This window comes from Acidithiobacillus ferrivorans (assembly GCF_016250455.1).
Taxonomy (GTDB): Bacteria; Pseudomonadota; Gammaproteobacteria; order Acidithiobacillales; family Acidithiobacillaceae; genus Acidithiobacillus; species Acidithiobacillus ferrivorans.
Map to the genome: position 1 here is coordinate 2,594,966 of NZ_CP059488.1, position 14,836 is coordinate 2,609,801.

At 58.8% G+C, this 14,836-nt stretch carries 14 protein-coding genes; 1 reads left to right on the forward strand and 13 read right to left on the reverse strand.

The features are described 5' to 3' along the window. Positions 1 to 13: 13 nt before the first annotated feature. From apbC to rpmB, 9 genes are all read right to left on the reverse strand, one after another. The gene (gene apbC / locus H2515_RS12895) at positions 14 to 1,090 is read right to left on the reverse strand and encodes an iron-sulfur cluster carrier protein ApbC (protein WP_035191905.1); all 1,077 of its coding nucleotides are present in this window, start codon (positions 1,088 to 1,090) and stop codon (positions 14 to 16) included. Between the two features lie 15 nt (positions 1,091 to 1,105). Continuing rightward, complete coding sequence (locus H2515_RS12900) at positions 1,106 to 1,420, reverse strand: antibiotic biosynthesis monooxygenase family protein (protein WP_035191906.1); 315 nt, start codon at positions 1,418 to 1,420, stop codon at positions 1,106 to 1,108. Positions 1,421 to 1,449: 29 nt separating this feature from the next. Beyond that, positions 1,450 to 2,280 carry a 4-hydroxy-tetrahydrodipicolinate reductase gene (dapB, locus tag H2515_RS12905; RefSeq protein WP_198660319.1) on the reverse strand — a complete coding sequence of 277 codons (831 nt, stop codon included), beginning with the start codon at positions 2,278 to 2,280 and terminating at the stop codon, positions 1,450 to 1,452. Beyond that, a complete protein-coding gene (gene dnaJ / locus H2515_RS12910) occupies positions 2,280 to 3,413 on the reverse strand; it encodes a molecular chaperone DnaJ (protein WP_014028066.1) in 1,134 nt (377 codons plus the stop codon). The genes dapB and dnaJ overlap by 1 nt, the downstream gene beginning before the upstream one ends. A 66-nt stretch (positions 3,414 to 3,479) precedes the next feature. After that, positions 3,480 to 5,384: a molecular chaperone DnaK gene (gene dnaK / locus H2515_RS12915; RefSeq protein ID WP_198660320.1), complete on the reverse strand. Its 1,905-nt coding sequence runs from the start codon at positions 5,382 to 5,384 to the stop codon at positions 3,480 to 3,482. Positions 5,385 to 5,429: 45 nt separating this feature from the next. Beyond that, complete coding sequence (locus tag H2515_RS12920) at positions 5,430 to 5,948, reverse strand: nucleotide exchange factor GrpE (protein WP_035191909.1); 519 nt, start codon at positions 5,946 to 5,948, stop codon at positions 5,430 to 5,432. Between the two features lie 79 nt (positions 5,949 to 6,027). Then, positions 6,028 to 7,047, reverse strand: a complete 1,020-nt coding sequence (hrcA, locus tag H2515_RS12925) for a heat-inducible transcriptional repressor HrcA (RefSeq protein ID WP_014028063.1) — start codon at positions 7,045 to 7,047, stop codon at positions 6,028 to 6,030. Positions 7,048 to 7,290: 243 nt separating this feature from the next. Continuing rightward, on the reverse strand, positions 7,291 to 7,446 hold the full coding sequence (gene rpmG / locus H2515_RS12930; protein ID WP_014028062.1) for a 50S ribosomal protein L33: 156 nt from the start codon (positions 7,444 to 7,446) through the stop codon (positions 7,291 to 7,293). 10 nt (positions 7,447 to 7,456) lie between these two features. After that, complete coding sequence (gene rpmB, locus H2515_RS12935; protein WP_035192096.1) at positions 7,457 to 7,693, reverse strand: 50S ribosomal protein L28; 237 nt, start codon at positions 7,691 to 7,693, stop codon at positions 7,457 to 7,459. A gap of 109 nt (positions 7,694 to 7,802) precedes the next feature. Between rpmB and metG the strand changes: the two genes are divergently transcribed. Further along, the gene (gene metG / locus H2515_RS12940) at positions 7,803 to 9,821 is read left to right on the forward strand and encodes a methionine--tRNA ligase (RefSeq protein ID WP_198660321.1); all 2,019 of its coding nucleotides are present in this window, start codon (positions 7,803 to 7,805) and stop codon (positions 9,819 to 9,821) included. Here metG and H2515_RS12945 read toward each other — a convergent pair. The 4 genes from H2515_RS12945 to H2515_RS12960 all read right to left on the reverse strand — a co-directional run bounded on the left by H2515_RS12945 (position 9,814) and on the right by H2515_RS12960 (position 14,692). Then, complete coding sequence (locus H2515_RS12945) at positions 9,814 to 10,932, reverse strand: 3-deoxy-7-phosphoheptulonate synthase (RefSeq protein WP_198660322.1); 1,119 nt, start codon at positions 10,930 to 10,932, stop codon at positions 9,814 to 9,816. The genes metG and H2515_RS12945 overlap by 8 nt on opposite strands. Before the next feature lie 90 nt (positions 10,933 to 11,022). Continuing rightward, positions 11,023 to 12,402 carry a class II fumarate hydratase gene (gene fumC / locus H2515_RS12950; RefSeq protein WP_198660323.1) on the reverse strand — a complete coding sequence of 460 codons (1,380 nt, stop codon included), beginning with the start codon at positions 12,400 to 12,402 and terminating at the stop codon, positions 11,023 to 11,025. Between the two features lie 2 nt (positions 12,403 to 12,404). Then, on the reverse strand, positions 12,405 to 14,201 hold the full coding sequence (locus H2515_RS12955; protein ID WP_198660324.1) for a M3 family oligoendopeptidase: 1,797 nt from the start codon (positions 14,199 to 14,201) through the stop codon (positions 12,405 to 12,407). 44 nt (positions 14,202 to 14,245) lie between these two features. Continuing rightward, positions 14,246 to 14,692: a DUF1841 family protein gene (locus H2515_RS12960; RefSeq protein WP_065414226.1), complete on the reverse strand. Its 447-nt coding sequence runs from the start codon at positions 14,690 to 14,692 to the stop codon at positions 14,246 to 14,248. Positions 14,693 to 14,836 lie beyond the last annotated feature (144 nt).

A 14,836-nucleotide genomic window follows, 5' to 3' on the forward strand; every position in this document is an offset into this window, starting at 1 on the left:
AAGCGGCTGCGAATCAGCGGTTCTGGACGACGATGTTGGGGAACTTGTGGCTGTGATCGACCGCCTGAATCGCCACCCGTCCGGCCACATGCCGCGCCAGTTCCAGGTAAATTTTGGCGAGACGGGAATCCGGCTGCGCCACCACCGTCGGTGCGCCGTTATCGGCTTCGTTGCGAATGCTGCGATCCAGTGGTATCGCGCCCAAAAATTCCACCCCATCCTGCTCGGCCATGGCCGCACCGCCGCCGTGTCCGAAAATATCGTCCTCATTGCCGCATTTCGGGCAGATATAAAAACTCATGTTTTCAATCACGCCGAGAATAGGAACACCCACTTTCTCAAACATCTTCAAACCCTTACGGGCGTCCAGCAAAGCAATATCCTGCGGCGTCGTGACGATCACCGCGCCGGAGACCGGTACCTTCTGCGCCAGGGTGAGCTGGGTATCGCCAGTACCCGGCGGCAGATCCACCACCAGATAATCCAACTCGCCCCAGCGGGTATCCGAGAGCAACTGCTCCAGCGCCTGCATGACCATAGGTCCGCGCCAGACCATGGGCGTTTCCTCGTCGATGAGGAAACCGATGGACATTGCCTTGATGCCATGCCCTTCCATGGGCTCCATTTTCTTGCCATCTTTACTGGTCGGCTTGCCGGAGATGCCCAGCATGCGCGGCTGGCTTGGTCCGTAGATGTCGGCGTCGAGTATACCTACCGCGGCGCCTTCTTTGGCCAGCGCCAGCGCCAGATTGACGGCCGTGGTGGATTTACCGACCCCACCCTTGCCGGAGGCAACGGCAATGATGTTTTTGATGCCCTCCATCAGCTTGACGCCGCGCTGCACCTGATGTGAGAGGATACGGTGCCCGACGGTGACCTGCGCGCTGATGCCATGATCATTCTGGATTTGCCGGGCCACCTCCTCGCTCAAACTGATGGCCACCCCCAGACTGGGGTAAGGCAATTCCAGTTTGACGGCAACGCCATCAACGCTCTTGAGGACACCCGCAGCCGCCAGATCTTTCCCCAGATAGGGGTCCTGCACCGCGCGCAACGACTGCTCGACCTGTTCCCGCGTCAATCCTGTCATGACATCCCCCCGTTCTCAGCGCGACACTTCAGAACTGATAATCACCTCGTGACGCTCTATACCACCGCCCTCGCCAAAAGCTTCTTTGGGCAATGGATTGGTATGCGCGGTCTTAAAGTCGGCACTTTTCATCCACGCCTCAAAGGCCGCCTGATCGGCCCAGTGCGTTAGCACCACATACAAACCGTCATCGTTTACCGGACGCAGGATTTCCATACGCACGAAGCCCGGCTGCTTATCCACCTCGCCCGCCCGGCGCCGAAAACGCTCCTCAAACTCTGCACGATACTCCGCCTTGACGGGAACCCGGTTAGCTACGACATATTGCATGATGATGCTCCTCGTATATCAGATGGTATTCATTGTAGGGCAGCCAAATCCTTCAGACCAAGAACATCCTGCATATCATACAGGCCCGGTGCCCTGCCCCGCAGCCAACTGGCGGCACGCAAGGCGCCCTCGGCAAAATTCAGCCGACTGGCCGCGCGGTGGGTCAGTTCCAGACGCTCTCCGGCCCCCGCCATCCATACCGTATGGTCACCGACCACGTCCGCACCGCGCAGCGTCGCAAAGCCGATACTACCGGCCACCCGGGGGCCGGCAATGCCATTGCGATCCAGACACTGGATATCATCCAGGCGCTGGCCGCGGCCCGCCGCCACCGCCCGTCCCAGGGCCAGGGCAGTACCTGAAGGTGCATCCATCTTGTGACGATGATGGGCTTCCACAATCTCCACATCATATTCCGCACCGAGGGCTGCGGTGATGGCGGGCAAAAAGGCCAGTAACACGTTGACGCCGACGCTCATATTAGGGGCGAGCACCAATGGAATATATTGGCTGGCGCTTGCCAGTTGCGCGCGCTGGGTCACGGAAAATCCCGTCGTACCCACCACGACCGGTTTCGCTGCCGCCACGCAGGCCGCCACATGCGCCAGAGCGGCCTCTGCCGGACCGAATTCAATCACCACATCCAGAGCAGGCAGGGCAGTTGCGAGATCAGCACCGACCGGCAGACCCAAGGCCTGAACCCCCGCCAGACGGCCAGCGTCTTCACCCAGATAGGCAGCCCCGCTGCGCCCTACGGCTGCCGCCAATTGCAACTCAGGATGAGCGACAATGGCCTGTACCAAAGCCCGCCCCATACGGCCCGCCACCGCCGTAACGCCAACGCGCCACGCTTCCGCCATTAAAGACCCATCCGGTCAAAGAAGTCTTTGGCCTTATTCCACCAGCTTTCCTGCTGGGGATGCTGGGCGTTATCGCCGCCTTCCTGGGCGAACTCCTCCAGCAATTCTTTTTGCCGGGGGGAGAGGTGCACTGGCACCTCCACCTGGATCTGGCAGTGCAGATCGCCATTGAGCTTGCTGCGCACCCCCTTGATGCCTTTACCACGCAGGCGGAATACCGCACCCGACTGCGTACCCGGAGCAATTTGCACCTTGGCGCGACCGGTCAGCGTCGGCACTTCCAGCTCACCGCCCATAGCCATAGTCGTAAATTTGACGGGTACCGCGCAGTGCAAATCATCGCCATCCCGTACAAAAAGCGTATGCGGCAGGACCCGCACCTGAATATACAGATCTCCCGGCGCTGCCCCCCGTTCACCCGCTTCGCCTTCGCCACTCAGACGAATACGATCTCCCGTATCCACTCCGGCAGGCACCTTCACCTGCAAATCCCGATTTTTGCGCACCCGGCCATGACCATGACAGTTCGTGCATGGATCTTTGATGGTCTTGCCGCTGCCATTACACTGCGGACAGGGGCGCGTGACGGAGAAGAAACCCTGCACCATCCGCACCTGCCCACGCCCCCCACAGGTCTTGCAATCTTCAACGCCACTGCCCGGCTTGGCACCGCTACCATGACACACTTCGCAAGTCGCCGAACTGGGAATCTGAATGGTAACTTCTTTACCCAGTGCGGCTTCTTCCAGTGTCAATTCGAGTTCATAGCGTAGATCAGCACCCCGTCCCGAATCCTGGCCGCGCGCTCCACCGCCAAAGGCCTGCTCGAAGATATCGCTGAAGACATCGCCGAAACCAGCACCACCGCTGAAACCGCCAAAGCCAGCACCCGGTCGACCGCCGCCGCCATTTACTCCGGCATGACCAAAACGGTCGTAAGCCTGCCGTTTCTCCGGATCGGAGAGCACTTCATAGGCCGCGCTGATTTCCTTGAAGCGGTCCTCAGCACTTGCATCATCCGGATTACGGTCCGGGTGATAACGCATCGCCAGGCGCCGGTAAGATTTCTTGATCTCGCCGTCATCTGCGCTGCGGGTAATTTCCAGTACTTCGTAGTAATCCCGTGTAGCCATCTTCTTTCCTGAAACGGGCAAAGGGACAGGATAACAGACCCTGCCCCCTCGCGACCGATAGTGATTTTACTTTTTGTCGACTTCTTCGAACTCGGCATCCACCACGTCGTCCGGCTTGCCGTGGCCCGGTGCACCAGCACCGGGTTCCGCCTGCGCCTGACTGGCGGCGGCACTCTGCAACAAAGCCGACATGGCAGCCATCAGGGTGGCTACCGCGCCCTTAATGACTTCCACATCCTCCCCCTTAGCCGCTTCTTCCACCGCCGCAGTGGCTTCGGTCACCTTGGCCTTGTCGTGCTCAGGGGCCGTGGCATGTTCCTCCACCGCCTTACGCGCACCGTGCATGCTGGCGTCGGCCTCGTTGCGTGCTTCAATCAACGCACGCGCCTTCTTGTCATCCGCCGCATGGGCCTCAGCCTCCTGAATCATCCGCTTGATTTCTTCCTCGGACAGACCGGAGCCTGCGGTGATTTTAATGGACTGCTCTTTGCCGGTCTGGTTGTCCTTGGCCGATACATGGAGAATACCATTGGCATCGATGTCGAAGGTCACCTCAATCTGGGGCATGCCGCGTGGTGCGTTGGCAATGTCGGCCAAATCAAAACGCGCCAGCGACTTATTATCCCGCGCCAATTCACGCTCACCCTGCAACACATGCACCGTCACCGCCGACTGGTTGTCTTCCGCCGTCGAAAAAATCTGCGACTTGCGGGTCGGGATGGTCGTGTTCTTCTCGATCAGTTTGGTCATCACGCCACCCAAGGTCTCAATACCAAGAGACAACGGTGTTACGTCCATCAGCAACACGTCTTTCTTGTCACCGGACAATACGGCGCCCTGAATGGCTGCACCGATAGCCACCGCCTCATCCGGATTCACATCCTTACGCGGATCCTGGCCGAAAAAGGCTTTGACCTTCTCCTGCACTTTGGGCATCCGGCTCTGACCACCCACCAGAATCACGTCGGTGATCTGATTCGTCGCCAGGTTGGCGTCCTTCATAGCCACTCGGCACGGCGCCATGCTACGGTCGATGATATCTTCTACCAGCGACTCCAGCTTGGCGCGGGTCAGCTTCATGTTCAGATGCTTCGGCCCGCTCTGGTCTGCGGTGATAAAGGGCAGGTTGACGTCGGTCTGCTGTGCGGAAGACAGTTCGATTTTCGCCTTCTCGGCCGCTTCCTTCAGACGCTGCATGGCCAGACGATCACCGCGCAGATCAATACCCGATTCCGCCTTGAAGGAATCGGCCAAGTAATTAATGATCCGGTTATCAAAGTCGCCGCCGCCGAGGAAGGTGTCACCGTTGGTGGAGAGCACTTCAAACTGATGCTCACCCTCCATTTCGGCAATCTCGATAATGGAGATATCGAAGGTGCCACCACCCAGATCATACACCGAAATTTTGCTGTCACCGGGCTTTTTGTCCTCGCCGAAAGCCAGCGCTGCTGCGGTCGGCTCATTAATAATGCGTTTGACCTCCAGACCGGCGATACGGCCAGCATCTTTGGTCGCCTGCCGCTGCGCATCGTTGAAGTAGGCGGGCACGGTGATGACCGCTTCGCTGACCTTTTCGCCAAGATAATCTTCAGCCGTCTTCTTCATCTTCTGCAGGATGAAGGCAGAAATCTGCTGCGCGGAGTACTTCTTATCGCGCACTTCCACCCAGGCATCGCCGTTGTCGGCCTTGATGACTTTGTAGGGCACATGCTTGAGGTCCTTCTGCACCTCGGCATCGTCAAATTTGCGACCGATCAGACGCTTGACCTCATAAACGGTATTTTCCGGATTGGTGACGGCCTGACGCTTGGCCGCTTCACCGACCAGCACCTCGCCTTCTTCCGTGATAGCGACGATGGACGGCGTGGTGCGCTTGCCTTCGCTGTTCTCAATCACCTTGACCTTATCGCCTTCCATCACGGCGACGCAGGAGTTGGTGGTTCCCAAATCGATCCCTATTACTTTTGCCATTTTATCATCTCCTGAATATGCAAAACCTGTCTGGTGTGGGTTGTGTTATTCTGCCGCTTTAGGTGTTTTGGAAACGGAAACCATGGATGGTCGCAACAAGCGGTCATGCATCAAATAACCTTTCTGATGCACCGCCAGAACCCGGTTTGCGTCCCCCTCCGTTTCCACCATGGCAATCGCCTGATGCAGGTGGGGATCAAAACGCCCTTCGCCCATTTCTATGGGGGCGATGCCCGCTTTTCCCAAGGCCTGCGCAAACAGTGTCAACGTATTTTCCAAGCCCTGCCGCAATTGCGCGATGCTCTCGGCGCCCTCCACCGGGCTGGCCAGCGCCAGCTCCAGGCTGTCAATCACCGGCAGCAATTCGCGGGCAAAACGATCCACGGCATAATTGCGGGCGTCTTCCACCTGCTTTTCATGGCGCTTGCGCAGATTGTCGGTATCCGCCAAGGCGCGCAGATAATCGTTGCGGTAGCCTTCCGCTTTCTCTTCCCAGTTCACCACTGTTTCGCTGGCAGATTCTGCTCCAGTAGACGGCAATTCCTGCTTCTCTTCTTCATTCATGCGCAATCAACCCCTGAAAGAAAGTTTGAGTCCAAGACGATATGGGGAAGGGGTCAGAGTATTTCAAGACCCGGCAGCATCAGGATTGCGACAGAGCGCGACCGAGCAACTGCGCTGTTCCGTCGACCAGCGGAATAATCTGCTGGTAGGGCATCCGCATCGGTCCGATCACCCCCAGCACCCCAACCACTTCCCCATCGACACTGTAGGGCGCCGATACCACGCTGCAGTCACTGAGCGGCGCATAGCCCGACTCTTCGCCGATAAAAAGACGCACTTCACTACCGCGCATACTTTCATCCAGTAAATGCACCAGATCGCGCTTCTGTCGCACCGCGGCCAGGAGTTCGCGCAAGCGTTCACTGCCCGCCAGCTCCGGCATATCCAGCCACTGAAACTCGCCCTCGATGAGCATACGCTGTTGATCTTCCTCCAGCATTTCCAAGCCCAGCGCCATGGCGCTGCGCAGAATGCGGTCCATTTCATGACGGGATTGCTGCAGGTCCCGCTGCAAATTGTGGATGACATCCTGCAGTGGTCGACCGCCGTAGGTGGCATTGAAGAAATTGGCTGCCTGTGCCAGTTCTGCCGCACCAAAGGGATGCTCCGTGCGGATCAGACGATTCTCCACATCCCCTTTGTCGGTGACGAAGATGGCCAGCACCTCGCGCTCATGCAGTGCGATAAAGTCCACATGCCGCAAAATCCGGGTTGCCCGGCGTGGCACCCGCACAAAGCCCGCCATGCGCGTCAATTCAGAGAGAATACCTGTGGCTGCGTGCAGGACCTGCTCCGTATCCGGAGCACGAAAACCGATACGATGCACCAGCAAGCGGTGGGACTCTGCCGACAGCGGTACCACCCGCAGCAGTGCATCGACAAAAAAACGATAACCGACACGGGTGGGAATGCGCCCGGCAGAAGTGTGGGGGGAGATCAGGTAGCCCTCATCCTCCAGATCCGCCATGACATTACGCACGGTAGCAGGACTGATGTTGAGGCCGGCATCACGGGCCAACTGGCGACTCCCGACCGGCACGCCATTGGCGATATGCTGTTCGATGAGGGATTTGAGCAGGTGTCGTGCGCGTTCATCCATGGCCGTCTACAACTCCGGCCAAAATGCGCAACGCACACAAAGCGGCTCACCCTGTCCAACGGGCAAGGACAGCGGCTGCGTAGCGCAGATAAGGGGGGGAAACATGGCGGGAGAAATCATCCTTGGCACTCAACCATCATGAGTGCTAGTAATTTAGCAAAAAATGATGGCGGAGCAAAGGAACGGCCCAACCCCTCCCGAAGATTCAGGGCAGACCACCGGGAGGCAAGCCGAATACGGGTGCTACTTGATCTTGTCTTCCCGGTACATCACGTGCTTCCGGACTTTGGGATCGAATTTCTTCATCTCCAGCTTATCAGGCTTGGTCTTCTTGTTCTTGGTGGTGGTGTAGAAATGACCGGTACCGGCCGTGGAAACGAGCTTGATTTTTTCACGCATGATTCAATCCTCAGATCTTTTCGCCGGCGGCGCGCAACTCAGCCAGAACGACGTCAATCCCTTTCTTGTCAATGGTCCGGATACCCTTCGTGCTTACCCGCATACGCACCCAGCGGGTTTCGCTCTCCACCCAGAAACGGTGGTACTGCAAATTAGGCAGGAAACGACGGCGGGTCTTATTGTGGGCGTGGGAGACATTATTCCCCGCCATGGGCTTCTTGCCTGTCACCTTGCATACTCTGGACATCTGGTAATCTCCCTGAAAAAAGGGGCTCTTTATACCATACATGAAAGCAGCCTGCCAGTAGGTGGGCGGCATTGCCTGCAAAGCTTATCCCCTGTAATTTATCTGTACTATGAAAAGACGCCTATTAATTACCAGCGCACTCCCCTATGCCAACGGACCCATCCACCTCGGGCATCTCGTAGAGTACACCCAAACGGACATCTGGGCCCGCTACCAGCGCCTGCGCGGCCACGACTGCGTCTATGTCTGCGCCGATGATGCCCATGGCACGCCGATCATGCTCCGTGCCAAAAGCGAGGGTATCACGCCAGAAGAACTCATCACCCGCATGCATGGCGATCATTTGCGCGACTTCACGGGTTTTGGTATTCGCTTCGATTTGTACCACAGCACCCACTCGTCAGAAAACTTTGAGATTTCTCAGGGCATCTATCGTGCTCTGCGGGCCGCAGATTACATCAACGTCCGCGAAATCGAACAGGCCTACGATGCGGTCGCCGGTATTTTTCTGCCCGACCGCTTCATTCGCGGCACTTGTCCGCGTTGTGGCGCTGCCGATCAGTATGGCGACAGTTGTGAGGCCTGCGGTGCCACCTATAGCCCCACCGACCTCATCAATCCCGTTTCCGCCGTCTCTGGTGCCGTACCCGAGCGCCGCAACTCGGAGCACTACTTTTTTCAGCTCGGTGATTTCAGCGACTTCCTCCAGCAGTGGATTCACAGTGGTACCTTGCAGGAAGAAATCGCCCACAAGCTGGACGAATGGTTCAGCATTGGCCTGGCCGACTGGGATATCAGCCGCGACGCGCCCTATTTCGGCATCCCAATCCCCGACGCCCCCGACAAGTTCTTCTATGTCTGGCTGGACGCCCTGCCCGGCTACATGGCCGCTACCAAACACTGGTGCGCGACCCATGACCGCAATTTCGCCGATTACTGGGGTCCCGAATCTACCGCCGAGATCTACCATTTCATCGGCAAAGACATCATTTATTTTCACGGTCTGTTCTGGCCGGCCATGCTCAAGGGTTCCGGACACCGCCTGCCGACGGGCATATTCGCCCACGGGCACCTGACCGTAAATGGTGCCAAAATGAGCAAGTCGCGGGGCACCTCCATTAGCGCGGAGCAGTATCTCCAGCACCTGAATCCCGAGTTCCTGCGCTACTATATCGCCACCAAGCTCAACAGCCATGTGGAAGATATCGATCTCAATCTCGAAGACTTCCTGCTCAAGGGCAATGGCGACCTGGTCGGCAAGGTGGTCAATCTGGCCTCCCGTGCGGCGGGCTTCATCCAGCGCAGTTTTGCGGGCCGACTGGCCGCTTCTCTGGGCAGCGATCAGGCCTTTTATGACGAGCTGCTGCAGACCCAGGAGGTCATCGGTGAGGCCTACGCCGGGCGGGAGTACGGCAAGGCCATGCGTGACATCATGGCGCTGGCGGATCAGATCAACGCCTACGTGGATCGGAATGCGCCCTGGGCCCTGGCCAAAGACCCGACCCAACGCGAGGCGCTGCACCGTGTCGCTAGCGTCACCCTGAACGGTTTCCGGGTGCTGATCACCCTGCTCAGCCCCGTGCTGCCGGAGCTATCGCGCAAATCGCTGGAGTTCCTGCAATGCGAATTGGACTGGGCGGGCCTGACCAAGCCGCTTCTCAATCACCAGATCCAGCCCTACACACATCTTTTACAACGCATGGAAAAAACCCAGGTAGATGCTTTGATCCAGAATTCTGCAGAAGGCCCCGCGTCGACCCAAACGTCACCAACGGCTCCAGCCGAGCTGAAAGAGGAAAACCCCTTCATCAGCATGGATGACTTCAGCAAGGTAGATTTGCGCATTGCCCGCATTGTCTCGGCAGAGGCCGTAGAGGGCGCCGACAAGTTACTGCACCTGACTCTGGATATTGGCGAAGGCACCCGCTCCGTGTTTGCCGGCATCAAAAGTGCCTACGACCCGACCAGCCTAGTCGGGCGCCTGACGGTCATGGTCGCCAATCTGGCCCCCAGAAAGATGCGTTTCGGCCTGTCCGAGGGCATGGTACTGGCCGCCAGCGGCCCTGAAGGCGGCCCCTTCCTGTTATCTCCCGACAGCGGGGCGCAACCGGGCATGCGGGTTAAATAAGGGATTGCGCCGCCGCCAGCACCCGGCGCTCTTCATAGGCTTCCCGGGCCAGGCGTACATCCTCCAGAAACCACGGAAGTTCTTTCAACAGTAGCGCCTGTGGGCCATCCACCAGCGCGGTGGCGGGGTCGGGGTGGAAGTCCACCAGAATCATGTTGGCACCGGCCACCACGCCCTGCGCGGTCACATGGAACACATCCATGATGCCATCCGGACCCACATCGCGACTACCCACGGAGTGGGATGGATCGATGCAGACGGGCATCCGCGTCAGCCGCTTCACGACCGGCACCTGGGCGAAATCCACGAAGTTGCGGTGCGGGTCACCCAGATTCGTCTTCATGCCACGCAGCCCGAAGACCACCTTGGTATTCCCCTCCGAAGCGAGGTATTCGGCGGCATTGAGGGATTCTTCCAGGGTGATGCCGAAACCGCGCTTGAGCAGCACAGGGAGTTCCTGCTGCCGCCCCACCGCCTTGAGCAACTCGAAGTTCTGGGTATTGCGGGTACCGATTTGCAGCATGACGCCAGTCGGATGGCCGGTCATTTCCAGCGCCTCACGAATTTCATCCATGTGCGACTCATGGAGGATCTCCATGGCGATGACGCGGATGCCGTATTTGCCCGCCAGATCAAATACCCAGGGCAGACAGCTTTTGCCATGTCCCTGAAAGGCGTAAGGGCTAGTACGCGGCTTGTAGGCCCCCATGCGGGTACAAACCTGGCCATTTTCCTGCAAGGCACGCAGCATTTGCTCCACATGCTCATGCGTATCCACTGCGCAGAGCCCGGCAAAGACATGCAGATTATCCTGGGAAAAACGCACCCCATTGTACTCAAAACCATTGCTGCGCTGGTCATCACTATGGCGACCCAGCATCCGGTACTCGCGGGACACGCGAATGGCATGTTCCACCCCGGGGAGCGCTTCCATATCTTCTATCCGGAGCTGTTTGGTGTCGCCGATCAGGTAGATTTCGCTGAGTAGCTGCTCAGCACCCTGTTCCTGATGAACTCGAAAGTGAATACCGGAGAAGCCGCGCAAATGGGTAAGCAGTTGTTGGAAGATCGGTGATTGCTCACCAAGGTCGGCCTGCAGGATCAAAATCATGAATTGCCCCTTTCGCGTATGCCAAAAGCTGCGGAGGAGCATAACATGGCGCCGCTCCCGCCTCTACGGAGTCAAGCGCATTTTACCGCGCTATAACCCCAACATGCGTTCCGGGCGCATGTAGCTATCGAATTCTTCCGCGGAGAGATGGCCGAGATGGAGCACTGCTTCACGCAAGGTACAACCCTCACGATGGGCATGCTGGGCGGCGGCGGCGGCGCGCTCGTAGCCGATGACCGGCGTCAGGGCCGTGACCAGCATCAGCGACTCCTCCATATTTTGGCGGAGCTGGTCTTCTGCCGGCTGCAAATCGCGCAGACAGTGGTCGCTGAAGGAGCGGGCAGCATCGCCCAGCAGTACAATGGACTGCAGAATATTGTAGACAATCATTGGCTTGTAGACATTCAACTCAAAATTACCCTGGGAGGCGGCAAAAGCGATGGCCGCATCATTGCCATAAATATGCACGCAGACCATGGTCAGAGCCTCGGCCTGAGTGGGATTCACCTTGCCGGGCATGATGGAGGAGCCGGGTTCGTTTTCCGGGAGATGTAACTCGCCCAGACCGGCGCGCGGACCGGAGGCCATCCAGCGGATATCGTTGGCAATTTTCATCAGGGACATAGCCAGGCCACGGAGCGCCGCGCTCAGTTGCTGCAGAGCTTCATGTCCCGCCAGGGCGGCAAACGCATTAGCCGCAGGGCGGAAAGGCAGACCCAGCTCCGCATGTAACCGCGCGCACACGGTACTGGCAAAATCCGGGTGACAGTTGAGACCGGTACCGACGGCTGTCCCGCCCAGCGCCAGGGCATAAAGACCGGGCAGGGTCTGCTCCAGTGCGTGTATGCCCTGCCGCAGTTGGGCCACATAGCCGGAAAACTCCTGCCCCAGGGTCAGCGGCACCGCATCCATCAGATGGGTGCGCCCGACCTTGATGAGCCGGGCAAAATCCCGGGTTTTACGCTCCAGTTCTCCCTCCAGATGCGTCAGTGCCGGCAGCAGCCCCTGATGCATCGCCAAAGCTGCGGCAATGTGCATGGCCGACGGAAAAACATCATTGGAAGACTGACCCAGATTGACGTGATCATTGGGGTGTACCGGCGTCTTACTGCCCCGGAGCTGCCCCGCCATTTCATTAGCCCGGTTGGCAATGACCTCATTGACGTTCATGTTGCTCTGGGTGCCGCTGCCCGTCTGCCAGACCCGCAGGGGAAACTGCATATCCCAGCGCCCGGCGATGACTTCCGCCGCTGCGTCACTGATCTTTTCGGCCAGCGTCGAATCCAGCAGGCCCAGCCCGGCGTTCACCGAGGCTGCCGCCCGCTTGATTCGTGCCAGGGCGTGGATAACCGGGAGGGGCATCTGCTCAGCGCCGATGGCGAAATAACGCAGGGAGCGTTGCGTCTGGGCACCCCAGAGGGCGTCATCGTTCACCTCGATAACGCCCATGCTGTCCTTTTCCTGACGCATATTCAGCGTACCTCCGCCAGTTTTTCGGCCTCATCCACCATCCCGGCCATATAATCCAGCGCCCGCGACCAGATTTCCGGGTCTTCCAGATCAATGCCGGTCGTCGCCACCACCTCGGCTGGGGCCTTGCTCCCGCCAAGTTTCAGCATGGCGATGTAACCAGGCACGAAGTCGGCCGGAGCAGCCCGATAGCGCTGGATCAGTGCCAGCGTCAGCAATTCGCCAAAGGCATAGGCATACACATAGCCCGGCGAACCAATGAAGTGGGGAATATAACTCCACCACCAGCGATAACCGGGACTGAACTGGATACTGTCGGCAAACTGCTCCGTCTGGGTTTGCATCCACAATTCCGCCAGACGCTCCTTGCTCAGTTCGCCCTCGGCACGGCGCGCGCCGTGCATGACCTCTTCAAAACGGTGCATGGCCATCTGCCGGAACACCGTGGCAAAGGTATCCTCGATTTTGCCACAGAGCAGGCCCAGCCGCCGCCGGGGGTCCTGCTCCTCGCGCATCAGCTGTCCGAAAGTCAGCATCTCGCCGAAAACCGAAGCCGTCTCCGCCGTGGTCAGAGGGGTATCCGCGTTCATATAGCCTTGTTCGCGGGCGAGATACTGGTGGATACCGTGCCCCAGTTCGTGGGCCACCGTCATCACATCCCGCACCGTGCCGGTGTAGTTGACCATGAGATAGGGATGCACATCGGGGGTCACCGGATGGGCGAAGGCCCCACCCCGCTTGCCCGGCACCAGCGCGGCGTCAATCCAGCCCTCGGCGAAGAAGCGCTGGCCGATGGCCCCCAGTTCCGGCGAAAAATCCGTCACCGCCGCCAGCACGATGCGCTGACACTCCGTCCAGTCGTAGCGGCGTTCGTCGCCTGGCAATGGCGCATAGCGGTCATAATCCATCAACGGTGAGACCTTCAGCAATTTAGCCTTGAGCCGGTAATAGCGGGCCACCAGCCCATAGCATCCGACTACTGCATGTTCCAGCGCCTTGACCATTTTGTCGGAGATTTCATTGCTCAGATTGCGGTCACTCAGCCAGTGGGGATAACGGTGCAGACGGTCGTCCAGAGCTTTATCGGCGAGGACGGCATTGAAACAGGTAGTGAGAGTATGCAAGCGCCCTTCCAGCCCCTTGCTGAGGGATTCGGCCGCATCCCGACGCAACTCCCGGTCGGGATCGGACAACAGGGTCAACACCTCCTGCTCGGTCAGCTGCTTGCCGCGCAGGGGAAAGCGCATCTCCGTCAATGTCTCATCAAAAAGCCGCTCCCAGAGCGCCCGCCCAGTCACTCGCTTTTCCGACAGAATTTGCTCCTCACTCTCGCTACGCAGGTGGTCACGATACCTCCGCCAGTTGCGCAGCAGGTGCGCCCAATGCGCTAGTGCTGGATCTGCCAGTAGGCTTTCTGCCCGGCTATCCTCAACGGCATTCCAGGCGATATCGAAGAAGATCAGTTGATTCTGAATGGCCGTGGCCGCCTCCTCGTAGGCCTGCAGAGCGGCACCATACGCCGGCTGATCGGCATGGGTCACGTAACTAAGGTAACGAAAGGTACCCACCCGACCGATGCGCTGGCGGATGGCTTCCAACTGCGCCATGGCCGCCGCTAGTTGCGCCGCGTCCAGACCACCCAGACCGGGACGATAGACCTCTGCGAAGCGCGTCGCGGCGTTGTCCGCCCAGCGCATGTCCTCGGTCAGGCGCGGGTCGCCCACCCCGGCATACAGATCCCCGAGGCGCCAGTGTATCTGCTCTGCACCCGTCGCTGCCTGATTTACGCCCTTCACCATGCTGCCATTCTCCCATCCGAGTAATGTTTGAGTGGCGCCACCGTTCAGCCCGCCATCTCCGGTAAACCCAGACCACGGCGTACACAAGACAACAACGCCGTCAGTTCGGGGGCGCGTCCTGCGCGTTGCGCCTGCCACATCATCTCTCCCAGACAATCCACGAAAAGATGTTCAGCGTCGTTTTCACTCAGCTTGCGGCGCGCGCTGTCGAAGAGGTCCACGATACCCGCAGGCTCTCCTAATGCCAAGATTTCTTCCAGGGCCACATGCAGGGACATGTGCATGTAGGGGTTACTCCGTCCCTGCTCGGGCGGAAAGTCCTGCTCCAGCCCGCGCTGCGCATCGGCCAGCAGGCCATGATATTCCGGATGGCGGAGAATGACGGCGACAATCCGCGTCTGCACCCCTTCCAACGGACGGCCCTCCTGATAGGCCCGCCAACTGTCCAGAAAGACCTGTCGATATGTTTCTCGTTTACTGCCATAAAGCATAATGATTAGCCTGTCAGAATATACCGGAAGATCATAGGCCAGACCGGCACGGGTAGGAAAGAGAGGCCCTTTGTGGTAAATAGGGCAGGTCCTGGAAGCCTAACCTGGCTTAATCAAAAGCACTTATCGCGACATTCTTTTCAG